Raw genomic sequence first — 25146 nt, forward strand, 5'->3', positions numbered from 1 at the left:
TTCATTGAGCGTCCATATCTGTACGAGCCGGGAGTACCTCATCTGCTTGCACCAGGGCGCCGGAGAACGAAATATCGCCGCGTGTCGCCGCCATCAAAAGTGGCTGGACCGAAGGATGCTCATCGAAGCGCGGCGAAGTGAGCAAGGCTCGTGCGATGTACTTGAGCATGTCGTCGTCGCTCTGGATTCGATAGGCTGCGGCTCGCTCCAACTGGACGCTGACAGCCCGGTACAAGCCGTCTTGTGACAAGTGATCAAGGTCACCGCCGAGCAACCGCCTGAGTTGGAGCGCGAGCTTGTCGGCGTATCCCAAGGCGAGCAAACTCAGATGCTGCGCTTCTGTCATGTGCAGCGCTGTCTCTTCCATAGGAAAGGGCGCCAGCACCTCGCGAGGCCAGGTGCGATCCGCACCGTCCCGGCTTCGATACCAGAGATCTAACGCAAGACCTGCGAACCGCTCCTGCGTGCCCTCGGTCCAGACTTGTCGTAGGCGCTCGAGAATGCGGTTGTCGTAGAAGTGCAGGTAGAACGCCCGCCGGTCCGGTAACGTGTACTCGCAGAAGCTTCGGAAGTGACTCGTCAGATCTTCCAGTGAATAGGGCGACCACACCCAGGTCACCGCGAACGCCTCCACAGAGAGGCGTCTCAGGCGCGCCACCAGCGGGTGTGGCGCATCTCCCGAAGCTGGCCCAGGCATGTCCACTGCAACAAGCAGCGGCGATAGATCCTTGTGCGCGGCAAGCGCGGTGCCGTCCCAAAGCGCTTCAAAAGCGACGGCATCCAGGCGTGCGAGCGCGCTGCGCAAATCGGGCAGGCTCCGCGCATCCACGATTGCATAAAGACGGGTCGCCGGATTCAGGCTGGAATACGCCTCGTAGCTCTGGCTCAAGCGAGTCAGGAATTCATTCGGATGAAGGCCAGGGGCGGGAAGGCCGGGTGTCTGGAGGATTGACATTGTCCTCAGCCCTTGTCGGTCATGGCCTCGACACCCGCATGGGCGCTGAGGAGGCATTCCTTGCAAGCCCCGACGGGAAGGGCTGGCATGGATGGGTTCAGGCTTGCGGGACCTTGCCACGTGAAGTTTGCGGTCTTCAGCGTGATGCTGCCCGGACAGCCGAGCTCAATATTGCCGCCGTCCAACTTGATATAGGCGCCCTGGCTTGATAGGGTCAGAGCGCCGCCTGACATCGCAACGAATTTACCGTCGACGCTTGCGAGCGTCATGTCCTGAGCGGACAGCAACCGCATTTGGCCGGTGTGGGCGGCAGCGGAAAGGTCAGCTTTCGCGGCCACGAGTTTGATGCCCTGATTCTGCGCAAAGATGGATGCCCCCTCGCCAGCAGCAATGGTGACGTACTTGCCGGCCCCTATGTCCAGATGGGTGCGAGTCGTGGCTACGATGTTGCCCTTTGCCGCAAGCTGGAGACTCTCGCCCGAAGCGAGCGCGATGCCAGCCGGCGCACTGGCGAGCAAGACTGCCTGGCTGAGTTCGGCAAGTCGCTGCTCCATGAGGTCACGCTGGCGCTCTACGTCGGCCAGTCTGACTTTGGCTGCCGCAGCGGACGCGTTGAGGTGCTCCATTTGCGCGAGGGCATCGGCGAGCACTGCCTTGGCGGCCTCCATCGCGAGTTGCTTCCCACCTGCCCGCGGCTGGTCATCGGCGGTGAGAAACAGCCCCTTCCCACCCCGTATCGCGCCCCAACCTGACGTGCGAAGCTCGAAGCCCTCCCCGCGCTTCTTCCTCTTGCTATCCACCAAACACCCAAGGTTCAACTGGCTCTTGCCCGCATACTCGGTGGAAAGCTTGATCCCCTCCTGTCCCTCCCAGTCCTCGAAGCGCAGCTTGTTATTGCTCTGCGTACGAATCACGTTGCGCGAGAGCCAGCGGTCCTGGTTGGTGATCACGTCCCCGTGCTGGCTGTTGTGCTGCACGTGTGCGATGTAGGGCTTGTTGGGATTGCCGTCACGGAAAGCGACGTCCACGTAGGTGCCGTCCACCAGCGGGAAATGGAAGCCGGTCTGCCGCGCGCCGGCGAACGGCTTGGCCAGCGCCAGCGGCACGCTTTCGCCGCCCTTGGGCCATGCGTCGAAGTCGAAATCGAAGCGCACGATGTAGTGGCCGTGCTGGGTCAGGTAGGCGTATTTGTATTCACCCGGCGATGTGACACGCGCGCTCAGCGTGCCGGAAATGCGCGGCCATTTCGCCTCGTCCATCGGCAGCCGGAAGCGCCGGTCGGAAGGAATCGCCCGATACGTATTGCGATAGGCGGCGTCGCGGGCGCCGGTGTGGATGACCTCGGTGATGACCTGGCCATTGGGCGCGTCGGGCAGGGCCATGTCCATGCGCAGGATGCGCGCCGGGCAGAGCGCCAGCACGTTGCTCTCGCCGGCATAGACCAGTTGTTCGGCGACCTTTGCCTCATGGCGCAGCTGCGCCTCCCATTTGGCATCGTCGAAGTCGAGGTGATGGGCACCGTAGACATAGGACTCGCCGTAGGTCGTCTTCTCCTTGCGTGCGACGTTGGCGTCGCCGGTAGGTCGTTCCCAGGCCTTGTCGGGGTTGAAGTCCGCCACCCGGAACGATGCTGGGATGGTCTTCGCATGGGTCTTGAGCGCGAACACCGTTTCCTGCCCGGACTCCAGCCCCGCCGTCTCCCGGTACGGCACCCGCAGTTCCGGCTGGTAGAGGTAATGGTCGATGTCGTCACCGAAGACGATCATCTCGCCAAACTTGCCCGGGGTGAAATAGGAATAGATGCCGGATTGCTCCATCAGCAGCCGGATGTAGTCCCAGTCGGACATCCGATACTGCATGCGGAACGCAAGCTGCGGATACTTGCGCCGCAGCCGGAAGATGAACTGGTGACCCTTGAGTTCGTGCCGGCGCAGGATCGCCTCGATGATCTCCGGGAAGGTCTGCCGCTGGTAGATGCGGCTGGCCTGCGTGAGGCGCAGGCGTGCAACAAGGGGCTCTACCACGATCTCGTAGCCACAGAAATCGTGCGTCTGGCGGGTCTTGCTGAACTGCGTGATGCAGCCGGCGAATTGGCGTGGCAGCGCGCCGTCGGCCGGCGCGATGGAAAACGTTGCCGCTTTGCCCAGGTAGTCGGCCTGACTCAGTTCGAGCGGGTGCGTGAGCTGGATGGTGACGGCGTAGGGCTCGCCCAGGCGTTCCACGGCCTTGAAGGAGACCACGGACAGCCCCGCCGCGCTTGCCGCGCCGGGCACCGCCAGGAAATAGGCCTGACGCCCGGTCAGCCCCTCGTCCAGCGCGCCGCCGTAAGCCTTCAGTTCTTCCCCAAGATCCGCCATGCCTTTGCGCTCCGTTGTCAGCCTGATAAAGCCTGCTGCAAGGACAACGCGTCGTGCGACGCGAGCCTTGCGCGCCGCACGATAAACGGATTCTCAGGGGGTGGAAATGCTTTGGCTGGGGTAACTCAGGGGCGTTTGATCAAGGCTCAATCGCCATGCAGATTCAGGGTTCTTCTATATCTCTAGCCCGCCGTGCATGCTAGCGGGCGCGAAAGATCATCGTGCTACTTCTTGAGCCGATAGAGCACCTGCAGGATCACGAGCCCGAACAGCGTGCCGACCACGGCCGTGCTTTCGCGGCCGAGGCCGCAAGCCACGCCGATGGCGGCCACGGTCCAGATGCTGGCGGCCGTAGTCAGGCCCTGGATGTTTTCCTCGCTGTTGAGCTTGATGATGGCGCCCGCGCCCAGGAAGCCGATGCCGGACGCCACGCCCTGAAGCACCCGGCTCATGTCCGCGACCTCCATGCCCGCCATCAGCGGCACGAGCACGAACAGCGCCGATCCCAGCGCCACGAGCATGTGCGTGCGCAAGCCGGCGGCCTTGCCGGCCGCTTCCCGCTCGAACCCGATCAGCCCGCCCAGCACGATCGCGAGCGTGAGCCGCGTGAGAATGCGGGTCAGTTCCGCGACATCGGGGATATCGGCGAATTCCGAACGCAGCGTGCTGTAGACCTCTCCCCAGATCCCATCCATGGCAGGCTCTCCGTGATCGTCTTGCGGGGAGGCTAGCATGCAGGGCGCTGCGCGCGCAGTCGGGCGCCGGCTGACAGCGGAAGTGCCGAGGTCAGCCCAAATTCAGCGCAGGCGCAGCGGCTCGAGCAGCGCGGCGTCGTATTGGGCGCGCGAGATCCGGCCGAGTTCCATCATCCGCAGCAGGATATAGGTCTGGCGCTGGCGCGCCCGGCGCGGGTTGACCACGGGATTGTTGGCCGATGGCGCCTTGGGCAGGCCGGCCAGCATCGCGCATTCGGCCAGCGAGAGCTGGGCCACGGGCTTGGCGAAGTAGGTCTGGGCGGCCTCGTCGAAGCCATAGGCGCCCTGGCCCAGGTAGATCTTGTTCAGATAGATCTCAAGGATCTCGTCCTTGGTCAGCGCGCGCTCGATTCGGTAGGCCATCAGCACTTCGTAGAGCTTGCGCGTGTAGGTCTTCTGGCGCGACAGGAAGAAGTTGCGCGCCACCTGCATGGTGATGGTGGACGCTCCCTGGGAGAGGTCGTCCGAGAGATTGGCGATGCCGGCCCGCATCACGCCGACGTAGTCCACGCCGTCATGGAGATAGAAGCGGTCATCCTCGATGGCCACCACCGCCTCGCGCAGCGCCGGCGGGAACTGGCGTAGCTCGACATAGTCCGGCGTCTTGCGGAAGGCGGTCAGGGAGTCGAGCGACGGAAGCTGGCGGTCGGCCACCAGTACCGCGAAGGCGATGAGCAACGCACCGCCGAGTACGGCGAGCAGGACGAGTTTGACGAAGGCGGACCAGAGGCGTTGCATGGCGCATATTTTGCCATGGGTCCGATGACGATTCGGAAATTGCCGATCGCCCGCCTTAATTCGAGCACGGGTTTCGTGATGGGGGCGTCTTGTTGGCGGGGACGGCGGTCAGACCCAGCCGAGCCAGCGCCAGTACGTGGCCGCGAACAGCAGCATCAGGCCATAGCCGATGATCGTCAGCGGAATGCCCACGCGGGCGAACTGTCGGCCGTCGAAGGTGTCCGTGCCGAGGCAGACCATGTTCTGCGGCGCGTTGATCGGCAGGATGAAGCCGAAGCTGACCGTGAAGCCGAGCAGCATGGTCATGCCGACCTTGTTGATGTCGCCCGGCAGCGTCTGGAGCACAGAGATCAGGATGGGCAGCAGCGCGGCGGTCAGCGCGGTGGCGCTGGCGAACCCCAGATGGATCAGGATCAGGAACGCGGACAGCACCGCGAAGACCATCAGCACGCCATGGTCGGCAAGGCCGGAATGCGTGACCACGAACTTGCCGAGCCACTGGCCGGCCTGCGTGGTCAGCAGCGCGGTGCCAAGGCTGATGCCGACGCCGAACACGATCAGCGTGCCCCACGGCGTGCGCGCCTGCATGGTCTTCCAGTCCATCACGCCAAAGCGCGGCAGCATCAGGATCACCAGGCCGACGAAGGTGATCGTCGCGGTGTCGAAGCTGTGCAGCTTGCCCTCGGTCGCCCAGAACACCAGCAGGCCGATGGCGACGGCGGCGAGACGTTTCTGCGGGCCGGTCATCGGCCCGAGCGCGGCCAGTTCGCGCTGCACGGCTTCCTTGCCGCCGGCAATCGCATCGGTTTCAGGCGGCAGCAGCCAGCGCACGAGGAAATAGAGCACCGCCGACATGATGAGCGCCCACGGCGCGCCGGCGATCAGCCATTGCAGCCAGGTCACGCGCTCCCCGAGCAGCTTGTCCATGAAGCCGGCGGTCAGCAGGTTCTGCGCGGCGGCGGTCTGGATACCGACGTTCCACACGCTGGTGGCCATCGCCACCATGATCATGATGCCGGCGGCGGTATTGGACTTCTTGTCCACGCCGAACGCGGCAATCACGCCCATCATGATCGGCACCGTGCAGGCGCTACGCGCGGTGGCGCTGGGTACGACCAGGCTGAGGATGATCGTGACCGCGATGGTGCCGATGAGGATGCGGCGCGTGCTGGTGCCGATGGCGGAGAGCGTGACCAGCGCGATGCGCCGGTCGAGTCCCGTCACGGTCATCGCAGCCGAGATGAACAGCGCGGCCGCCACCAGCGCGAGCGCCGTGTTCGAGAAGCCGGCCAGCGCCATGCCCAGCGCGCGCGAGGTGCCGTAGTTGACCGTGGAATCGGCCACCGTCGGCGCGAAGCCGATCAGGCCCGCCATCAGCGAGGTGATCATGATCGCGCTGGTCTCGTAGGTCACCGCCTCGGTGATCCACACGACCACGGCGAAGGCGAGGATGGCGAGCATGCGCTGCCCCGCGATGGGAAGCCCTTCGGGCGTAGGTATCAGGAGTACCGCGGCGAGCACGGCGAGGGCGAGGTACAAGCCCCAGTGGAGGGTCACCTTGGGGGTGACGGGCGCCGACTTGGCGGCGGCAGGTGCAGCAGAGATATGCGAGTCAGGCATCTTGACTTCCTAAGTGGATGAGCCTGTCGACGCGGTCGTCACGCAGGGTCGCCGCGGTCGACCCACGCATTATGAGAAGCGTGCCTGCCCATGCCAAGGCACCGCGTCAGCGCGATTTGTCCAGGATCAAGCCTCTGCAAGATCAGGCATCGGGGGCGACACACGGTGCGTCACGGCGGCGCAACGGATGGCGGACATTGGGCGATTCCCGATGGCGCCGCGTGTCCTCGATCTGAAATAATTGGGGACGATGTTGAAAACCCTTCGATCACCCTTAACCGGACACCGACATGGTGACTCACCCAACACACATCCGTCCGTGCCTGCCGCTGGAGACGATCAGCAACGCACGTGACCTCGGTGGCCTCGTCGGCGCGCATGGGCGCCGCGTGCGTCACGGCAAGCTCTTTCGCAGCGGCAATCCGGCGCTGGCCAGCGTGGCGGACCTGGATCGCCTGCATGCGCTGGGCCTCGACATGGTCATCGACTTTCGCTCGGCCGGCGAGAAGTCCCCGCAGGAGGCCGCCTTCGGTGAGCGCTTCCGCTGGATTCCCGTGCCGGTGCTGGAGGGCAGCATGGCGATGGACGTGCTGATGCCGCGCCTGCGTGACAGCACGCCGGCGCAGGTCCATGCCTTCATGGTCGATGTCTACCGCGATTTCCCGGTGCGCTATCGCGACGCGTTCGGCGGCTTCCTGCGCAATGCGGAGACAGGCGGCACGCTGTACTACCACTGCACGGCCGGCAAGGACCGCACCGGCTTTGCGTCGCTGCTGCTGCTGTCCGCGCTTGGCGTGGCGCGGGACGACATCGTCGCCAACTACCTCGAGTCCAACCACTGGAACCGCCGCTTCAACGAGGCGATCCTCGCGCGGACCGAGGCGCTGGGCGTGCCGCCCGACGTCATCATGCCGTTGCTCGAGGTGCGGCCGGAATACCTGGAGGCGTCGATCGCCGCCATCGAGCAGGCGCACGGCGGCCTGGAGGCTTATCTGGCCGATGGTCTTGGCGTCGATATCGACCGCCTGCGCGGCCACTATCTCGAAGCCTGAGCCCGGCCGCCGCCGCTACTACAGTCCGCCGCGCTCGCGCAGGATGCGCGCGGTGGAGAGCGCAATCATGCCTTCCTCGTCGGTCGGCAGCACCAGCACGGGCACGCGGCTGTCGTCGCGGCTCACGCGCTGGGTGTTGGCGGCATTGGCCTGCTCGTCAAGGCGGATGCCGAACAGCCCGTCGAGGTAGGCGCAGATGCGCGCACGCACCTCGGCGGAGTTCGCACCGATGCCTGCCGTGAACACCAGCGTATCGAGCCCGCCCAGCGTGACGGCCAGCTTGCCGATCTCCTGCGCGGCGCGATAGGCGTAGAAGTTCACCGCCAGTACGGCGCGCGGCTCGTTGCTGGCCAGCAGCACGCGCATGTCGCTGCTGATGCCGGAAATCCCCTTGAGCCCCGACTGGCCGTACAGCATGGCCTGGATCGCATCGGCTTCCATGCCTTGCGCGGCGAGCCACAGCACCGCGCCCGGATCGATATTGCCGCAGCGCGTGCCCATCGGCATGCCATCCAGCGCGGTCAGTCCCATTGTCGATTCCACACTCCGGCCCTCGCGCATCGCGCAGAGGCTGGCGCCGTTGCCGAGATGCGCCACGATGACACGGCCCTCGGCCAGATCCGGCGCCACCTGCCGCAGCCGTCGCGCGATATACGCATAAGACAGCCCGTGGAAGCCATAGCGGCGGATGCCGCGCTCGTAGTACTCGTACGGCAGCGCCATCAACTGCGCGAGCGGGTCGTGGCCGGCGTGAAAGGCGGTGTCGAAGCAGGCCACCTGCAGCAGCTCCGGCACGGCGGCGCGCACCGCACGGATCGCGGTCAGGTTATGCGGCTGGTGGAGCGGGGCGAGCGGGACGAGGGCCTCCAGCCGCTCGATCACGTTGTCGTCGATCGCCACCGCATCGGCGAAGTCTGCGCCGCCATGCACCACGCGATGGCCGACCGCCACCGGTGGCGTATCGCGCAGGCCCACGCTCAGCGTCAGCCGAATCAGGCGGAAGGCGGCATCGTGGTCGGCCACCTGCTCCACGGGAAACTGCTCATCGGCCACGACGCGGCCGTCGGCCATGCGCGCGGTCAGGCGCGGCGCCACGCCGATGCCCTCGATCTGCCCGTGCGCGGCCAGTTCGGGCTGGATATCGACATTGTGATGCGCCGACTCGGGCACCACGTAGATGGAAACCTTCACGCTCGATGACCCGGCGTTGACAACGAGGATCACGGGATGGACGGTACTCAAGATGATTCTCCTGGCGACTGTCTTGGCGCTGGCATCGCGCTCAGGCGGGCACGGCGGCGGCGGTGCGGCGCGCATGCGCAAGCAGCACGGCGATGGCGCAACTGCCGATGCGCGCGCGCACGCTGTCGGCACGGCTCGTCAGGATGATCGGCACCCGTGCGCCCAGCACGATGCCGGCGGCCTCGGCGCCGGCCAGGAAGGTGAGCTGCTTGGCGAGCATGTTGCCGGCCTCGAGGTCGGGCACGAGCAGGATGTCGGGGTCGCCGGCCACCTCGGAGTGGATGCCCTTGGTGTCCGCTGCGGCCTTGCTGATCGCGTTGTCGAAGGCCAGCGGGCCGTCGAGGATGCCGCCTTCGATCTGGCCGCGCCGGCTCATCATGCAGAGCGCTGCCGCGTCGATGGTCGACGGAATCTTGTCGGTGACGGTTTCCACGGCGGAGAGGATCGCCACCTTGGGCGTCTCGATGCCGAGCACGCGCACCAGGTCGATGGCGTTGCGGACGATGTCGGCCTTCTCGTTCAGCGTGGGGAAGATGTTGACCGCCGCGTCGGTGATGAACAGCGGCTTGTGATAGGTGGGCACGTCCATCGCAAACACGTGCGAGAGGCGCCGGCCCGTGCGCAGGCCGCTCGCCGAACTGGCCACCGCGTGCATCAGCTCGTCGCTGTGCAGGCTGCCCTTCATCAGCAGTTCGGCCTCACCGGCACGCACCGCTTCCACGGCACGCGCGGCGGCGGCGTGGCTGTGCGGGACGTCGAGGATGCGGGTGCCTTCCAGCGACAGCCCGTGTTCCGCCGCGACATGGCGGATGCGGACTTCGGGGCCGACCAGCAGCGGCACGATCAGGCCGAGCCGAGCCGCCTCGAGCGCGCCATCGAGCGAACTGTAGTCGCACGGATGGGCCACGGCGGTGGGAATCGGCGGCAGGCCCGCGCAGCGCGCGAGCAGCATGGCGTACTTGTCGCCGGTCGGCGGCAACGCGGACGGGTCCAACGTAGGTGTGAGCATGGGCAGCGTTCCCTGGAACCAATATTCTGGAGTCGGGCAGGCATCCCCCGGGGGCCAAGGATGCTGCATTGCGCAAACGGCATCTGCGAGTATAGGTCGGGCGACGATGACACGCCAGCGTCATATCCGGCGCGGAAATTGCACGAATCTGCGCCATCGGTTGTCTTCGTCCGCCGAGGCTGGTAGATTTTTACTTGCTGCATCGCAACAGGCGCCTAGTACGCCGCTGCGACCCGTCTGACCACCTCCACACCTTCCCAGAGGGGAGAATCGGAATGAATGCACGCCAACCCGCCGGGAGCGGTCCCGCTGCCGCGCAAGATGAATCCGCATCGCCTCCGCCGTTCCCAGATCTCTCGGCAATCTCCGCTTACGCTGCCCATCCCCTGGCCCAGGCCGCCTGGGAGTATGGCGTCGACGCCTGGCAGCGCAGCATCCTCTTCCTCGACATCCTGCGCCGGCGCGGTAACGAGACGGCCGAGCACGAGCGCGGTGGCATGCCGCCCGTGCTGGTGTTCGAACATGAATTGCTGATGGACGGGCGCACGATGCCCAAGCCCGTCAATTACGCGCTGCTGCGCATCGTCCCGCCGGAGGCCAATCCGATCGATCCCGACAAGCGCCCCTTCGTGGTGATGGACCCGCGCGCGGGCCATGGCCCCGGCATCGGCGGCTTCAAGGCCGACAGTGAAATCGGCAACGCCATCCGTGGCGGCCATCCGTGCTACTTCATCACCTTCTTCCGCGATCCCTGCCCGGGGCAGACCATCGAGGACGTGGCGCGGCTCGAAGCCACCTTCCTGCTAGCGGTGGCCGAGCGCCATCCGAACGCGCCGGGCAAGCCGTTCGTGGTCGGCAACTGCCAGGCCGGCTGGGCGCTGCTGATCCTGGCCGCCGCCGCGCCCGACGTGACCGGCCCGATCCTGCTGGCCGGCGCGCCCGTGGCGTACTGGGCCGGCGTGCGCGGCAAGAATCCGATGCGCTACAGCGGCGGCCTGCTCGGCGGCTCGTGGCTCTCCTCGCTGGCTGCCGACATGGGTAACGGCCGCTTCGACGGCGCGTGGCTGGTGCAGAACTTCGAGAAGCTCAACCCGGCCAACGCGCTCTGGGAAAAGCTCTACAACGTCTACGCCAAGGCCGATACGGAAGGCCCGCGCTTCCTCGAGTTCGAGCGCTGGTGGGGCGGCCACTTCCTGATGAACCGCGAGGAGATCGACTGGATCGTCCAGAACCTGTTCGTCGGCAACCACTTGACCGCCGGTGAGATCCACAGCGCCGATGGCGAGACCGTGATCGACCTGCGCAACGTGCGCTCGCCCGTGATCGTATTCGCGTCCTGGGGCGACAACATCACGCCGCCCCAGCAGGCGCTGAACTGGATCCCCGATCTCTACGCCAACGTGGACGAGATCGTGGCCAACCAGCAGACCATCGTCTACTGCCTGCATCCGTCGATTGGCCACCTCGGCATCTTCGTCTCGGCCAGCGTGGCCAACCGCGAGCACACCGAGCTGTTCTGCGCACTCGACCTGATCGACGTGCTGCCGCCCGGTCTCTATGAAGCGAAGATCGAGGACGTGGCGCCGGGGACCTCGCACCGCGACCTGATCGAGGGCCGCTACCTGGTCCGCTTCGAGCGCCGCACCATCGACGATATTCTCGCGCTCGACGATGGTCGAGACGACGAGCGCCCGTTCGAGGTGGTGCGCCGCGTGGCCGAGATCAACCAGCATCTGTACGACACCTATGCGTCGCCGTTCGTCCGCGCCGCCGCCACCGAAGTCACCGCCGAGGCGATCCGCGAGACCCATCCCTCGCGCATGGAGCGCAAGCTCGCCAGCGACACCAATCCGCTGATGGCCTGGGTCGGCGCGCTGGCGCCGATGGTGCGCGAGCATCGCCAGCCGGTTTCGGCCGACAACCCGTTCATGGCGATGCAGACGGCGATGTCCGACCAGATCGTCACGATGCTGAACCAGTACCGCGACGTGCGCGATGCCTGGCAGGAGCAGTGGTTCGAATCGCTCTACGCCACGCCTTGGCTGCCGGCGATGCTCGGCATGGAGACCACGGCGCGGCGCGCGGAGTCGCCGGCCATCCACGCGCTGCGCGCGGAGGTGGCCGAACTGCGCAAGCGCGAGGCGCTGGCGCACGTGGGCGAGGGCACCGCGCTCGACGCCTTCACGCGCATCCTGGCCTACGTGACGGAGGGCAAGTCCGCCATCGAGGAGCGGCCGTTCAACCTGCTGCGCAAGCTCGCGCGCGAGAACCCGCCGGAGAAGCGCGTGACGCTGGCGCAGTTCAAGGACGCGGTCTGGCGCCAGAGCTATGTGGTGAGCCTCGATGCCGCCGCGGCGCTGCAGGCGCTGCCGGCGCTGGTGCCGGACATGAAGGAGCGCCGCCGCGTGATGGTGCTCGCGCATCGCGTACTGACCGTGGGCGGGCCGCTCGATGACGACTGGCTGGCGCGCTATCGCCAGGTGGCCGCCGTGCTCGGCGCGGACCACAGCAGCCCGGCCACGCGCGACGCCGAGGCCGGTGCGGCCACCGATTCCGCCACCTGAGGAGGGCCGCGCCATGGTGCAGGTACCCAATCCGCCGCTGGCCGGCGCACGTGTGCTGGTGGTGGGCGTGGCCAATGAAGACTCGATCGCCTGGGGCTGCGCGCGCGCGTTCCGCGAGCTGGGCGCCGAGATCGCCATGACTTACCTCAACGACAAGGCGCATCCGCACGTGGCGCCGCTGGCGGCACAGGTCGCCGCCCCAATCTTCATGCCGCTGAACGTGGAGGACGAGACGCAGATGACTGCGCTGTTCGCGCGCATCGCCGAGGACTGGGGCCGGCTGGACGCCGTGGTGCATTCGGTGGCCTTCGCACCGAAGGCGGACCTCCAGGGCGGGCTGCTCAATTCGTCCGCCGAGGGCTTCGCCCGGGCCATGGATGTCTCGTGCCACTCGTTCATCCGCATGGCGCGCCGCGCGGTGCCGCTGATGACCGAAGGCGGCACGCTGTTCGCGATGAGCTACGACGGCGCCAACCGCGTGGTGCCGAACTACAACCTGATGGGGCCGGTGAAGGCCGCGCTCGAGGCCAGCTGCCGCTACCTCGCGCACGAGTTGGGGCCGCAGGGCATCCGCGTGCATGCGATCTCGCCAGGGCCGCTGAAGACGCGCGCGGCTTCGGGGCTCAAGGACTTCGACCTGCTGCTCGCGGAGGCCGCCGGCCGCGCGCCGCTCGGCGAACTGGTCGACATCATGGACGTGGGCTTCGCCACGGCCTACCTGGCGACGCCCTACGCGCGCCGGCTGTCCGGCAACACGGTCTACGTGGACGGTGGCGTGCACATCATGGCGTAGCGCGGCGGCGCAAGACTTTGGTAACCAGGAGAGGCTGTAATGCAGGTACTGATCCGTGGGCTGCATCGGGATGTGACCGAGGACATGCTGCGGGACAAGCTCAAGGGCTACGCGCCCGTGAACTCGGTGGAACTGGTGCGCGATGGCGATCCCAATCACCCGTGGGCCTGGGTGGACCTGGCGGTGGACCCCTTCACCGCATGGCGCCTGCTGCGCCAGCTCGACAAGCAATACTTCGCCGGCAGCGTGATGCGCTGGTACATCCCGGCGCACCAGAGCTGAGGAGGATGGCGGGGAGGGCGGGGAGGTCGCCGGGGGCACCGCTTCGCAGTACCATAGCCGCACCTCGGCAACCGTACACCTCCACATGCTAGAACTCCAAGGCGCCATCTGGTTTCGCGCCGGCACGCAGGACTGGGGCGGACGCGACCGCATCGCGCTGCTGGCCGCCATTGGCGAGCGTGGCTCGATCACCGCCGCCGCGCGCGCGGTGGGCATCAGCTACAAGGCCGCGTGGGACGCCATCGACGCCATGAACAACAGCGCCGGCGAGCCGCTGGTCTCGCGCGCCGCGGGCGGCAAGGGCGGCGGCGGCACGCGGCTGACCGAACGCGCCGAGCGGCTGATCCGCACCTACCGGGCGATGGAAACCGAGCACGCCCGCTTCGTCGCCTATCTCGACAAGCTGGGCGGGGCGATTTCCGACGCCAATCCCGATGACATCCACCTGATGAGGCGCCTTATGATCCAGACCAGTGCCCGCAACAAGCTGTTCGGCCGCGTGGCCGCCGTGCGCGGCGGTGCGGTCAATGACGAAGTGACGCTGACGCTCTCGGGCGGTCAGCAGGTGGTGGCGACGATTACCCACGAGAGCGTGGAGACGCTGGGCCTGGCGCCCGGCGCCGAGGCGTTCGCGCTGGTCAAGGCGTCGTCGGTGCTGATCGGGCTACCCGATCCGGGCATGCGGCTGTCCGCGCGCAACCAGCTGCCGGGCGTGGTGGCGCGCGTGGTGCCGGGCGCCGTCAATGCCGAGATCGTGCTGGACCTCGACGGCGGCGGCACCGTGGCGGCCATCATCACCAATGGGTCGCTGGCGGATCTGGGGCTGAAAGAGGGCGTCCGCGCCCTGGCGATCTTCAAGGCCTCCAGCGTGATCCTTGGGACGATGGCCTGACTAGATGGCGTGCGCGGGCTGCTGCGGAGCGTAGACCGGCGGATGCTGCCTGCCGCGCCCGCCGCCGTGGATGCGGCCGTCGCGGATCTCCAGCACATGGTCGCCCAGTATTTCCACGTCCTTCGGGTCGTGCGAGATGACGACCATCGGCACGTCCAGGCTCTCCTGCAGCGCGCGCAGCTCGGCGCGCATCCGCGTGCGCAGCGCAGGGTCCAGGGCCGAGAACGGCTCGTCCAGCAGGACGATGTCCGGCTGCGCCACCAGCGCGCGTGCCAGCGCCACGCGCTGCTTCTGTCCCCCTGAAATCTGGATCGGATACTGGTTGACGATCTCGCGCAGCCCGAAGGCATCCACCCAGCGCGCAGCCTCGGGCGGCAGCGCGCGGCGCGCCGGGTTGCGCCAGCCCTGGCTGAGCCCGAAGGCGATGTTCTGCGCCACGGTCAGGTGCGGGAACAGCGCGTAGTCCTGGAACAGGTAGGCCACGCGGCGCTCCTGCGGGCGCACATCCACGCCGGTCTCGCTGTCGAACAACACGCGGCCGTTCAGGACGATGCGACCGCTGTCGGGCGCCAGCAGCCCGGCAATCGCGCGCAGCGTCAGGCTCTTGCCGGCGCCGGACGGGCCGAACATGGCGATGCGCCGGCTGTCGGAATCGAAGTCGATGTCGAGCGCGAACTGGCGGTCAGCCGTGACAATGCGCTTGCGGATGGTGACGTGCATGCTCATGGCGATCTCACCGTCAGCGCGTGGCCGGGCCGCGCCGGAAGCGGCGCCGCTCGTAACTATCGCCAAGGCCGCGCGCGGCCGGCGGCACCAGCCGGCCGGCAATCACCAGCAGCACCACGCAGGTGACCGACGTCACCAACACCAGCAGGTTGGCGGTGTTGTTGTCGCCAGCCTGCACCGCCTCGTAGATGGCCACGGACAGCGTCTGGGTGCGGCCCGGCAGGTTGCCGGCGATCATCAGCGTGGCGCCGAACTCGCCCAGCGCGCGCGCGAAGGCCAGCAGCACGCCGGCCACGATGCCGCGCAGCGCCAGCGGCAGCGTCACCCGGAAGAAGATCCCGGTCTCGGACACGCCCAGCACCCGGGCGGCGTTCTCAAGCTGGTGATCCACGCCCTCGAAGGCAGCCCGCGCGGACTTCAGCACCAGCGGGAACGCCACCACCGTGGAGGCCAGCACCGCGCCCTGCCACGTGAAGACCAGCGTGATGCCGATCGATTCGAGCCAGGCGCCGAACACGCCGCGCCGGCCCACCAGCACCAGCAGGTAGTAGCCGAGCACGGTGGGCGGCAGCACCAGCGGCAGGGTCAGGATCGCATCGACGACATCCCGCGCCGACGAGCGCCAGCGCGCGATGCCATACGCCGCCGCCACGCCCAGCACGGCGTTGAGCAGCGTCGCCCATCCCGCCACCTTGAGCGAGAGCAGGAGCGGGGTCCAGATGCCATCCATGACGATGTGGGGATCCTGAAAAGGGGGTTACGGCTTCTGGAAGCCGTACTTCGCCAGCACGGCCTGGCCGTCCGGCGACAGCACGTACTGCACGAAGCTGGCGGCCTGCGTCGGCTGCTTGGTCTGCGTGGTGATGGCGATGGGGTAGGTCACCGGCGTGCGGTTCGGCACGCGTACGGCCACCTTCACCTTGTCCGGCATGATGGCCGCGTCGGTGGCGAACACGAAGCCGGCGTCGACCTCGCCGCGCGCCACGTAGTCCAGGCTCTGGCGCACGTTCTGCGCCGGCACGCCCTTGGCGGAGACGGCTTCCCAGAGGTTTTCGGCCTCCAGCGCGCCCTTGGTATAGCGGCCCACCGGCACCGACGACGGGTTGCCATAGGCCACGCGCTTCACATCCGCCCGGGTCAGGTCGCGCAGCGCGCCAATGCCGAGCTTGCTGTCGGTCGGCACGATCAGCACCACCTGGTTGGCGGCGAAATCCTTGCGCGAAGCCGGCTGGATCACCTTCTCGGCCTCGGCCTTGTTCATCGCGTCCTGGTCGGCGGAGGCGAACACGTCCGCCGGCGCGCCGCGCACGATCTGCTGCATCAGCACGTCCGAGGCGCCGAAGTTCAGCACGACCTTGGTGTCGGGATGCACCTTCTCATACTGCTCGGCCAGCGTCTTGAACGCATTGGTCAGGCTGGCGGCGGCCGAGACCACGAGGTCGGCGGCAAACGCGGAGGGCGCGGCGCCAAAGGTCAGGGCGGCGGCGAAAACGGTGCGGCGGAGAAAGGGAGTCATATGAGAGGGGTAGGTCGCCTGGACGTCACAGGCGCAATATAAGTTGCTATATAGCGCTGCGTCAATCCGCCGGGCGTATAGCCATCTTCAGCCGGATCGAATAGTCCTGTGGGGCAATATGTGTTGTAAACGACACAAAATGACCCAAGACGGCCCATCCCGCGACTGTCACAGCGTTGACGCCTTGGCTCACCAAAATCCCCAGCGCACAGCAGCACAACAAAAAACACGCAAAAAGGGAATCCGAGACCATGTCACACCGCATCTCCCGTCTGCAGTCCGCCACCCTCGCGGCGCTCCTGGCCGGCACGGTGGCCATCGTGGCCGCATGCGGCTCCGACGACAGCCCCACCAACAACAATGGCGGCAATGGCGGGACGCCGGCGGCCACGGTGCCGGCCGGCACCAAGGCCACACTGGCGCTGCTGGAAACCACCGACCTGCACACCAACGTCCGTAGCTACGACTACTTCAAGCTGGCCGATGACCCGTCGCTCGGCTTCGAGCGCGTGGCCACGCTGATCAAGGCCGCCCGCCAGGAATTCCCGGACAGCCTGCTGCTGGACAACGGCGACACCATCCAGGGCACCGCGCTGTCCGACTACCAGGCGCTGGTGAAGCCCGTGGCCTGCAGCGAGACGCTGGCGATGTACAAGGTGATGAACGCCGCCGGCTACGACGGCGGCGGCATCGGCAACCATGAGTTCAACTACGGCCTGCCGTACCTGAGCCAGGTCACGGGCAGCCGTTTCAATGTCGATGGCCTGCCCGAGCCGGGCACGCAGACGGTCTGCGCCGGGCCGAAGTTCCCGCAGGTGCTGGCGAACGTCTACAGCGTGAAGACCCGCGCGCCGCTGTTCCAGCCCTACGCGATCCTGACCAAGACGGTCACCGCCACGGGCCCGGACGGCAAGCCGGTCACCGCGCCGCTCAAGGTCGGCATCATCGCCTTCGCGCCGCCGGCCATCCTGAGCTGGGACAAGCGCTGGCTCGACGGCAAGGTCTATACGGAAGGCGCGGTGGAAACCGCCCAGAAGTACATCCCCGAGATGCGCGCCAGGGGCGCCGACCTGATCGTGGTGATCTCCCATGGCGGGCTGGACAACTCGACCTATTCGCCGGACATGGAGAACGGTAGCTACCACCTGTCGAAGGTGGCGGGCGTGGACGCCATGCTGATCGGCCACTCGCACCAGATCTTCCCGGACGCCACCAGCACCGTGCCGCAGTTCAACCTGCCCGGCGTGGACAAGGTCAAGGGGACGGTCAACGGCGTGCCGACCGTGATGGCCAACTACTGGGGCAAGCACCTGGGCGTGATCAACCTCGCGCTGGCCTATGACGGCAGCAAGTGGTCGGTGGACCGCGCCGGCACCACGGTCCAGGCGCGCTCGATCCAGAACGCCGACAAGACCTATGTGGCGGCGGACGCCTCCGTGGCAGCCGCCATCGACACCGAGCACCAGGCCACCATCCAGTACGTGAAGACGCCGATCGGCGCCACGAACTACCGCATGTCGAGCTACTTTGCCGATGTGGGCGACCCCGGCGCGATCCAGATCGTCAACATGGCCCAGGCCCAGTACGTGAAGGACTACCTCACCGCCAACCAGCCCGCGCTGGCCAGCCTGCCGGTGCTGTCGGTCTCCGCGCCGTTCAAGAGCGGCTTCGGCGGCGGCAGCGACTACACCGACGTCTCCGCCGGCAATCTGGCGATCAACAACGCGGCCGACCTGTACCTGTATCCGAACACGGTCTACGCGGTGAAGGTGAATGGCGACGAGGTCAAGGCGTGGCTGGAGACGGCCGCCAAGCGCTTCAACCAGATCAACCCGGCGCTGGCCACGGACCAGCAGTTGATCAGCAGCTTCCCGGGCTACAACTTCGACATGTTCACTTCGGCGGACATGCAGTACGAGATCGACGTCACCCAGCCGGTGGGCAGCCGCATCAAGAACCTGACCTACCAGGGCGCGCCGGTCACGGCAGCGATGTCGTTCATCGTCGCCACCAATAACTACCGCGCCAGCGGTGGCGGCAACTTCCCGGGGCTGGATGGCACGAAGACCGTGTACGCCTCGCCGGACGCCAACCGCGACGTGCTGATCGCCTATATCAAGAACGCGGCGAATGTGACGCGTGCAGCGCACGGCAGCGCGCGTAGCTGGCGCTTCACGCCAGTGACGACGGCTGGCAAGGTCGTGTTCAGCTCGGGCGTGGGCATGCTCCAGCAGGCGGTCGATGCGGGCCTGACCAACATCACGCTCGACAAGGCCGACGATGGCGCGAACAAGAACCTGTCGCAGTACAAGATCGACCTGAGCCTGTGATGACCGCCGCTACTGTCGCCGCCCCGTTTCCCCCATCCGTCCGGCGCCGCCGGGCCCATCCGCTGTTCGCCGCCGCGCTGGTGGCGGTGACGGTGGCCGCAGCCGGCGTGGCCGGTGCCGCCGCGTGGCGCCACCATGCCGAGGCGCGCCAGGCCGAACTGGCGCAGTGGCAGCGCATGGCCAGCATGGCCGCCGATGCCGACGCGCTGTCGCGGCTGGCTCGGGCGGCAGATGCGGGCGAGACCGCCGCCCGCGCCGCGCTGGGCGAGACGCTGCTGGCCCGCCCCGATGCGCTCTCGCGCGCCGATGGCGAGCGCTGGCTGCGCCTGGCCGCCGACAGCGGCAGCGTGCGCGCCCACTTCGTGCTCGGCAAGGCGTCGATGCTGGGGCAACTGTCGGTGCGCCAGCCGGACCTCCCGCGCGCCTGGACCCACCTCGAAGCCGCCGCCCGCGCCGGCGATGCAGGCGCCGCGTACTACCTGGGCCTGCTGTGCCGGGGCGGTTATGGCCGCGCGCCGGACGCCCCGGCAGCCGTGCGCTGGCTCACCGTGGCAGCCGAGGGCGGCGTGGCGCAGGCCATGTTCCTGCTGGCCAACGCCTACCGCGACGGGGAGGGCGTGCCGCGCGACGACGCCCGCGCCGTGGACTGGTACGAAGCCGCCGCCGAGCGCGAGCATCCGGCGGCGCTCCAGGCGCTGGCCATGGCCTACCTCAACGGCGAACTCGGCCTCGCGCGCGACGACAAGGCGTACCGGCAGCACATGGCCGAGGCGGCGCACGCACTGCGGCACCCGGCGCTGACCCCCTGAGGTGGCTGGCATCCGGTAAGCTGGCATCCCACGACGGATGCCCACACCTCACGCCCCATGAAATCGATCTATCTCGCCGGATTCGACGTTTTCCGCAAGGACGCGCTCGCCCACGGCGCGCACCTCAAGGCGCTGTGCGCCCAGCACGGCTACGAAGGGTTGTATCCGCTCGACAAGGCTGCGCCGGCCGGCCTCTCCGGCCCCGACACCGCGCAGTGGATCTATGAGGCCAATCTCGCGCTGATCCGCCGCGCGGACCTCGTCATGGCCAATCTCGATGACTTTCGCGGCCCGGGCGAGCCGGACAGCGGCACGGCGTTCGAAGTGGGTTTCGCGGTGGCGCTCCAGAAGCCGGTGTGGGCCTATTCGGCCGATGCCGGCACGCTGCTGGACCGCGTGCGCGTGGGCACCGATGCCGATGGCGAGGCGCTCGATGCGCGCGGCTACGTGGTGGAGGACTTCGGCCTGTCCAAGAACCTGATGCTGGCCTGCAGCGTGCGGCTGGTGGCTGGCGACGCCGAGGCCTGCCTGGCTGCGATGGGCGAGGCGGACCGGCGCCGCGCCGCACGCCGGGCGCAGGCGCTGGAAGCCGGCGGCCCGGAAGACTGACTAATAGATAAGGATCAGGGCCGCAGCGATTGCACGCCGGCGGCGATGTCGGCGGCGGTGGTCGCCACGATCTGGCGGTAGGCGGTGACCATGCCGTCCACCTGGCCCGGCGCGGGCAGCTCGGTCTGCGTGCGGCCGCTCAGCACCTTGCCGTCGGGCAGCTTGCGCACGGTCCAGGCGATGGTGGCGGCAGCGCGCTGGCCCAGATCGCCATCGAGCCGCACCACTTCCGTGGTCACGCGGTACACCGGCGTCACTTCCGACAAGCCCTGCTGGTAGGTATCCACCGCGCCGAGCCGCGCCTGCAACTGCTGGGACAGCGCGTCGCGCAGTTCGTCCGGCAGCGGCGACGACCAGCGCGACAGGTCGAGCAGCTTCAGCCCGCCTTCGCTGCCGTCCGCCACCACCAGTTGGGGTCGGTTCAGCCGCTCGGGCACCCGTACCGGGGCCACCTCGATCCAGATCGGAGTCGTGGCCGCCGCAGGCGCCGTGGCTTCGCCGTTCGCCAGCGTGTAGTAGCGCGGCTCGGGCGAGGCGCAGCCTGCCAGCACCGCCAGCGCGGCGAGCGCCGCCAGCACGGCCGGCGCCATCCTCATCTTGTCAGCAGATCGCTTCATCATGGTTTCTCCGCCTTGCCGCGCAGCAGCGCCTCGGGGTGGCGTTCCAGGTAGTCGGTCAGCGCGCGCAGGGACACAGCCGTGCGCGTCAGTTCCTGCAGCATTCGGCGCGTGTCCTGCTGCAACGGCGCGTCAGAGGCCAGCGTGCCGTTGGCCGCCGTCAGCGTGCGGCGCGCGTCCTGCAGCGCGGCCAGCACCTGCGGGGCCACGTCGCCGTTGAGCTGGGCCACGAGCTTGTCGGCGGAGGCCATCATCGCGTTCATCGAGGCCATGGCCGTGCGCAGGTCCTGCCCGATCTGGTCGAACGGCACCTTGTCGATGCGGTTGACGATATCGCCCAGCTTGGCCTGCAGGGCGTCGAACGTGCCCGGCGTGGTCGGCAGTTCCGGCATCGCCGCATTGAGGTCGATGTCGGTCGGCGGCGGCGCCTTCGGGAAGAAGTCGAGCGCCACGTAGAGCTGGCCGGTCAGCAGGTTGCCGGTACGTAGCTGCGCGCGCATGCCCCGCTTGACCAGCCCCTGCACGATGGCGCGCTTGCGCTCCTCGTCGGCCACGTCGCGTTCACGGAAGCCCATGCGCGACGGATAGAACTCCACCACCACCGGCATGCGGAACGCCTTCTTGTCGCGCACGTACTCGATGCCGATGGAGCGCACCGTGCCCACCACCACGCCACGGAAGTCCACCGGCGCGCCCGGCGTCAGCCCGCGCACGGACTGGTCGAAGTTGAGCACGGCCAGCGCGGGCGCCAGTTCATCAGGCTCCTTCATGGCCTCCGACTGATCGCCGGCGAGCAGGTATTGCGTGTTCTCGGCGGCGGCCGTGCGGGCCGAGGAGTTGTCGGGCGACTGGAACGCCACGCCGCCCAGCAGGACCGTCACCAGCGACTGCGTGGAGAGCTTGAGCCCGCCCGCATCGAGCTTCAGGTCCACCCCGCTGGCGTGCCAGAAGCGGGTATCGGCGGTGACGAGCGTGTCGTACGGCTTGTTCACGAACACCCGCAGCGTGATGTCGCGCCCGTTCGGCTCGAGCTGGTAAGCCACCACCTGGCCCACCTGCACGCGGCGGTAGTAGACCGGTGAGCCGATGTCGAGCGAGCCCAGGTCCTGCGCGCGGAGCACGAACTGCCGGCCGGAGGCATCGGTGGTGACCACCGGCGGCACCTCCAGCCCGGTGAAGCTGCGCGTGCTGGACTGCGACTTGCCGGCATCCACGCCGATATAGGCGCCGGACAGCAGCGTCTCCAGCCCGGACACCCCGCTGACCGCGAAGCGCGGTCGCACCACCCAGAAGCGCGTGTCGCTGACGGCGAAGTTCTCGGCATCCTTGGTCAGCTCGATGATGGCCACCACGTGCGAGCGGTCCGGCGCCAGCCGCACGGACTTCACCAGCCCGATATCGACATCCTTGTAGCGCACGGCGGTCTTGCCCGGCGTCAGGCCCTCGGCGGTGCGGAAGGTCACCGTGATGTCGGGCCCGCGCGAGGCCAGCGTGTTGATCAGCAGCGAGATGCCCACCACGGCGGCGACGATCGGGATCAGCCAGACCAGCGAGGGCAGCCAGCGCGCCGGCTTGCGCCGCGCGGGCTGGGGCAGGCCGCCGGGGGGCGGCGGGGGCGGAAGGGGTGGAGCGGCGTTGTCAGTGTCGGGCATCGTTGGTGGATTCCGGCAATTCGAGTGAGTCCCACAGCAGGCGCGGATCGAAGCTCAGCGACGCCATCATGGTCAGGACGACCACGGCGCCGAAGGCCATCGCGCCGCCGCCCGGGATGATCGTGGCGAGCGCGCCGGCGCGCACCAGCGAGGCGAGCAGCGCCACCACGAAGATATCGAGCATCGACCAGCGGCCGATGATTTCCACCAGCCAGTACAGCCTGGTCTGCTGGCGGATGCGCCACGACGTGCGCAGGTGCACCGAGACCAGCAGCAGCGTCAGGATCATCATCTTCAGCAGCGGCACGACGATGCTGGCGATCAGCACCACGCCGGCCAGCAGGTGCGAGCCGGACACCCAGAGGTAGATCACGCCCGAGAGGATCGTGTCGCGCTGGGTGCCGAGGATCGACTGCGTGACCATCACCGGCAGCAGGTTGGCGGGAATATAGAGAATATAGGCGGCCAGCAAGAACGCCCAGGTGCGCGCCAGGCTGGCCGGCTTGCGATGGTGCAGCGTGGCGCCGCAGCGTGGGCAGGGCTGGCCTTCCAGCGTACGCGGGCTGACCAGGTCGCAGGCGTGGCAGGACACCAGCCCGCGCGAGGTGGCCGTGGGCACCTGGGGCAGCGGTGCGTCGTCGTCGTTGTCGGGTAGCCTGAACGTCTTCATGGCGCTGGGCTCCGGTCACGGGGCGGCACCTCGTCCGCGCCGGGCGGCTCGAGGTAGTGCCACAGGTCGCGCGGATCGAACGACAGCATCGCCGCCAGCACGATCACCAGCGCGCCGAACGACCACAGCGCCACGCCGGGCAGCACCTGCGCCATGGTGGACAGCTTCACCAGCGTGACCAGCACGCCGATCATGAACACCTCGATCATGCCCCAGGGCCGGGTCTGGCGGATGCCGCGCACGATGCGGTCGAACCCGGGCGGCATCTGCCGGCGCGACATCGGCACCAGCAGGTAGCCCATCATCAGCATCTCGGAGAGCGGGAACAGGATGGTAGTGGCGAAGACCAGCAGCGCCACCGGCGCCATCTGGTCCGCGAACAGCGCCTGCACGGCGCCGATCAGCGTGGTCTGGGTGCGCACGCCCTTGAGGTCCATCTCGACGATGGGGAAGGCGTTGGAGATCAGGAACAGGATCAGCGCCGTCACCACCAGCGGCAGCAGGCGGCGGTAGGCGCGCGAGCTTTCGCGGTAGAGCGGGCCGCCGCAGCGCAGGCAGGCGGCGCGCTCGCCGGGGGCCAGCGCGGTGCGTTCGTAGAGCGCGTCGCAGTATTCGCAGGCCACCAGCCGGTGCAGATCCGGGGGCAGGTCCTGCGGGGTGTCGGGAGGAGCGTGCGGCGCCGGCGTCATGCGTCCGGAGTGAGGGTCTTGGGTGGCGTGGCCGTGACGGCGGTCATCGGCGGCCGTTCCTGCGTGCCGATGGTCCAGTCGCGCAGCAGCGCGTAGGCCACGGCCAGCACGGTCGGGCCGATGAACACGCCGAGGAAGCCGAAGGCCAGCGCTCCGCCCAGCACGCCCATCATGATCCAGATCAGCGGCAGGCCGGTGCCCTTGCTGATCAGCAACGGCTTGACCACGTTGTCCGCCATGCCGACCACGGCGCCGCCCCAGATCACCATGAAGATCGCCCAGCCGGTGTGGCCCGAGTGGTAGAGCCACAGCGCGGCCGGAATCCAGATCAGCGGCGGGCCCATCGGCACCACGGAGAGGAAGAAGGTGATGAAGCCGAGGATGGCGGCGCCGGGCACGCCGGCAATCCAGAAGCCGATGGCGGCCAGCACGGCCTGGATGAAGGCGGTGCCGAGCACGCCGTAGACCACGCCCTTGACCGTGCTGCCGGCCAGCGCCAGCAGGTGGTCGGCGCGCTCGCCCGCCACGCGGCGCATGCCGCCGCGCAGCCACTGCACGGCCAGTTCGCCGCCGGTATAGAAGAAGAACGCCAGGACGATGGAGAGCGCCAGCTGGCCCAGCCCGGCGCCAATCGACAGGCCCGCGCCCAGCAGCACATGGCCGACCGGCGCGATCAGCTTGCGCAGGTTGGCCACCATCTCGGAGTCGGCGGTGATGACCTCCTGCCACGCGTTGGCGAGCTGGTTGCCGACGAAGGGCAGGCTGCTGAGCCATTCGGGCAGTTGGGGAATGCCGTGCTGGGTATAGCGTTCGACCAGCGCCTGGAGATCGTCCAGATGGCCGGAGAGGCTGGCGCCGGCATAGACGAACGGGCCGAGCACGATGACCGTGGAAATCAGCACGCAGATCAGGGCGGCGATGCCGCGCCGGTTGCCGAGCCAGCGCGTGAGTACGGTATAGGGGTACCAGGAGGCGTACGCGAGGATCGCGCCCCACAGCAGCGCGGTGGCGAACGGGGCGAGTACCAGCAGCGAACCGCCGATCAACACGATCAGCGCGAAGACGGCGGCGAGCTTTTCAATCAATTGTCCGGAACTCATCGGGCAGATCTCCAGGGGCGGCCGTGTGACGGAAACGCCGTAAGCATAGCGGAAATCGATGACAGCGCCGCCGGGGGCGCTGGCCTGGATGAGTGTAATGGGAGGCGGGATGTGGGGCGGAGACTTCGTGGAGAGGCTGGCCCTCTCCCCCGGCCCCTCTCCCGCAAGC

General features: G+C 67.8%; 23 protein-coding genes. 8 read left to right on the top strand and 15 right to left on the bottom strand.

The genetic code is table 11. From position 1 onward, the window contains the following. Position 1: 1 nt before the first annotated feature. The 5 genes from BM115_RS20110 to BM115_RS20130 form a co-directional block, all read right to left on the bottom strand. Entirely contained in the window at positions 2-889 is an 888-nt protein-coding gene (locus tag BM115_RS20110) for a DUF4123 domain-containing protein (protein ID WP_177219976.1), read from the bottom strand. Positions 890-960: 71 nt separating this feature from the next. Further along, entirely contained in the window at positions 961-3312 is a 2352-nt protein-coding gene (locus tag BM115_RS20115; RefSeq protein ID WP_092298153.1) for a type VI secretion system Vgr family protein, read from the bottom strand. Positions 3313-3536: 224 nt separating this feature from the next. Beyond that, complete coding sequence (locus BM115_RS20120) at positions 3537-4007, bottom strand: MgtC/SapB family protein (RefSeq protein WP_092298156.1); 471 nt, start codon at positions 4005-4007, stop codon at positions 3537-3539. Between the two features lie 102 nt (positions 4008-4109). After that, a complete protein-coding gene (locus BM115_RS20125) occupies positions 4110-4805 on the bottom strand; it encodes a transglycosylase domain-containing protein (RefSeq protein ID WP_092298159.1) in 696 nt (231 codons plus the stop codon). A gap of 108 nt (positions 4806-4913) precedes the next feature. Continuing rightward, positions 4914-6425: a DASS family sodium-coupled anion symporter gene (locus tag BM115_RS20130; RefSeq protein WP_092298162.1), complete on the bottom strand. Its 1512-nt coding sequence runs from the start codon at positions 6423-6425 to the stop codon at positions 4914-4916. A 290-nt stretch (positions 6426-6715) separates the two neighbouring features. Between BM115_RS20130 and BM115_RS20135 the strand changes: the two genes are divergently transcribed. Next, positions 6716-7477: a tyrosine-protein phosphatase gene (locus BM115_RS20135; protein WP_092298165.1), complete on the top strand. Its 762-nt coding sequence runs from the start codon at positions 6716-6718 to the stop codon at positions 7475-7477. An 18-nt stretch (positions 7478-7495) separates the two neighbouring features. On the opposite strand, the gene BM115_RS20140 is transcribed toward BM115_RS20135, so the two are convergent. Then, entirely contained in the window at positions 7496-8719 is a 1224-nt protein-coding gene (locus tag BM115_RS20140) for an acetate/propionate family kinase (protein WP_092298168.1), read from the bottom strand. 40 nt (positions 8720-8759) lie between these two features. Further along, the gene (locus BM115_RS20145) at positions 8760-9728 is read right to left on the bottom strand and encodes a phosphate acetyltransferase (protein WP_092298171.1); all 969 of its coding nucleotides are present in this window, start codon (positions 9726-9728) and stop codon (positions 8760-8762) included. 275 nt (positions 9729-10003) lie between these two features. Here BM115_RS20145 and BM115_RS20150 point away from each other — a divergent pair, with 275 nt between their 5' ends. The 4 genes from BM115_RS20150 (at position 10004) to BM115_RS20165 (ending at position 14259) form a co-directional block, all read left to right on the top strand. Next, on the top strand, positions 10004-12292 hold the full coding sequence (locus BM115_RS20150; protein WP_092298174.1) for a DUF3141 domain-containing protein: 2289 nt from the start codon (positions 10004-10006) through the stop codon (positions 12290-12292). 13 nt (positions 12293-12305) lie between these two features. Beyond that, positions 12306-13085, top strand: coding sequence for an enoyl-ACP reductase FabI (gene fabI / locus BM115_RS20155; protein ID WP_092298177.1), 780 nt, complete (start codon positions 12306-12308; stop codon positions 13083-13085). Positions 13086-13124: 39 nt separating this feature from the next. Beyond that, entirely contained in the window at positions 13125-13367 is a 243-nt protein-coding gene (locus tag BM115_RS20160) for an RNA-binding protein (protein ID WP_092298180.1), read from the top strand. A gap of 85 nt (positions 13368-13452) precedes the next feature. Then, positions 13453-14259, top strand: a complete 807-nt coding sequence (locus BM115_RS20165; RefSeq protein WP_092298183.1) for a TOBE domain-containing protein — start codon at positions 13453-13455, stop codon at positions 14257-14259. Here BM115_RS20165 and BM115_RS20170 read toward each other — a convergent pair whose 3' ends face one another. From BM115_RS20170 to modA, 3 genes are read right to left on the bottom strand one after another with little or no spacing between them, the layout of a single operon-like run. Then, positions 14260-14985 carry an ATP-binding cassette domain-containing protein gene (locus tag BM115_RS20170; protein ID WP_092298186.1) on the bottom strand — a complete coding sequence of 242 codons (726 nt, stop codon included), beginning with the start codon at positions 14983-14985 and terminating at the stop codon, positions 14260-14262. Between the two features lie 13 nt (positions 14986-14998). Continuing rightward, positions 14999-15715: a molybdate ABC transporter permease subunit gene (gene modB / locus BM115_RS20175; RefSeq protein ID WP_092298189.1), complete on the bottom strand. Its 717-nt coding sequence runs from the start codon at positions 15713-15715 to the stop codon at positions 14999-15001. Positions 15716-15742: 27 nt separating this feature from the next. Then, a complete protein-coding gene (gene modA / locus BM115_RS20180) occupies positions 15743-16501 on the bottom strand; it encodes a molybdate ABC transporter substrate-binding protein (protein ID WP_092298192.1) in 759 nt (252 codons plus the stop codon). Positions 16502-16752: 251 nt separating this feature from the next. Here modA and BM115_RS20185 point away from each other — a divergent pair, with 251 nt between their 5' ends. Genes BM115_RS20185 through BM115_RS20195 form a run of 3 tightly spaced genes read left to right on the top strand, consistent with a single transcriptional unit; the run spans position 16753 to position 20249 of the window. Then, positions 16753-18831: a bifunctional 2',3'-cyclic-nucleotide 2'-phosphodiesterase/3'-nucleotidase gene (locus tag BM115_RS20185; protein ID WP_092298195.1), complete on the top strand. Its 2079-nt coding sequence runs from the start codon at positions 16753-16755 to the stop codon at positions 18829-18831. Beyond that, complete coding sequence (locus BM115_RS20190) at positions 18831-19640, top strand: tetratricopeptide repeat protein (protein ID WP_092298198.1); 810 nt, start codon at positions 18831-18833, stop codon at positions 19638-19640. The genes BM115_RS20185 and BM115_RS20190 overlap by 1 nt, the downstream gene beginning before the upstream one ends. Before the next feature lie 57 nt (positions 19641-19697). Next, the gene (locus BM115_RS20195; RefSeq protein WP_092298200.1) at positions 19698-20249 is read left to right on the top strand and encodes a nucleoside 2-deoxyribosyltransferase; all 552 of its coding nucleotides are present in this window, start codon (positions 19698-19700) and stop codon (positions 20247-20249) included. A gap of 14 nt (positions 20250-20263) precedes the next feature. On the opposite strand, the gene BM115_RS20200 is transcribed toward BM115_RS20195, so the two are convergent. From BM115_RS20200 to BM115_RS20220, 5 genes are read right to left on the bottom strand one after another with little or no spacing between them, the layout of a single operon-like run. Further along, positions 20264-20869, bottom strand: a complete 606-nt coding sequence (locus BM115_RS20200; protein WP_092298202.1) for a PqiC family protein — start codon at positions 20867-20869, stop codon at positions 20264-20266. After that, positions 20866-22518 carry a PqiB family protein gene (locus tag BM115_RS20205; protein WP_092298205.1) on the bottom strand — a complete coding sequence of 551 codons (1653 nt, stop codon included), beginning with the start codon at positions 22516-22518 and terminating at the stop codon, positions 20866-20868. The genes BM115_RS20200 and BM115_RS20205 overlap by 4 nt, the downstream gene beginning before the upstream one ends. After that, positions 22505-23188 (bottom strand): paraquat-inducible protein A, encoded by a 684-nt coding sequence (locus BM115_RS20210; RefSeq protein WP_092298208.1) that lies wholly within the window; start codon positions 23186-23188, stop codon positions 22505-22507. The genes BM115_RS20205 and BM115_RS20210 overlap by 14 nt, the downstream gene beginning before the upstream one ends. Continuing rightward, entirely contained in the window at positions 23185-23877 is a 693-nt protein-coding gene (locus BM115_RS20215) for a paraquat-inducible protein A (RefSeq protein ID WP_092298211.1), read from the bottom strand. Before BM115_RS20215 ends, BM115_RS20210 begins: the two co-directional genes overlap by 4 nt. After that, a complete protein-coding gene (locus BM115_RS20220; RefSeq protein ID WP_092298214.1) occupies positions 23874-24977 on the bottom strand; it encodes an AI-2E family transporter in 1104 nt (367 codons plus the stop codon). The genes BM115_RS20215 and BM115_RS20220 overlap by 4 nt, the downstream gene beginning before the upstream one ends. Between the last annotated feature and the right edge of the window lie 169 nt (positions 24978-25146).

Origin of the sequence: Cupriavidus sp. OV096, from assembly GCF_900115455.1 — a bacterium.
Taxonomy (GTDB): Bacteria; Pseudomonadota; Gammaproteobacteria; order Burkholderiales; family Burkholderiaceae; genus Cupriavidus.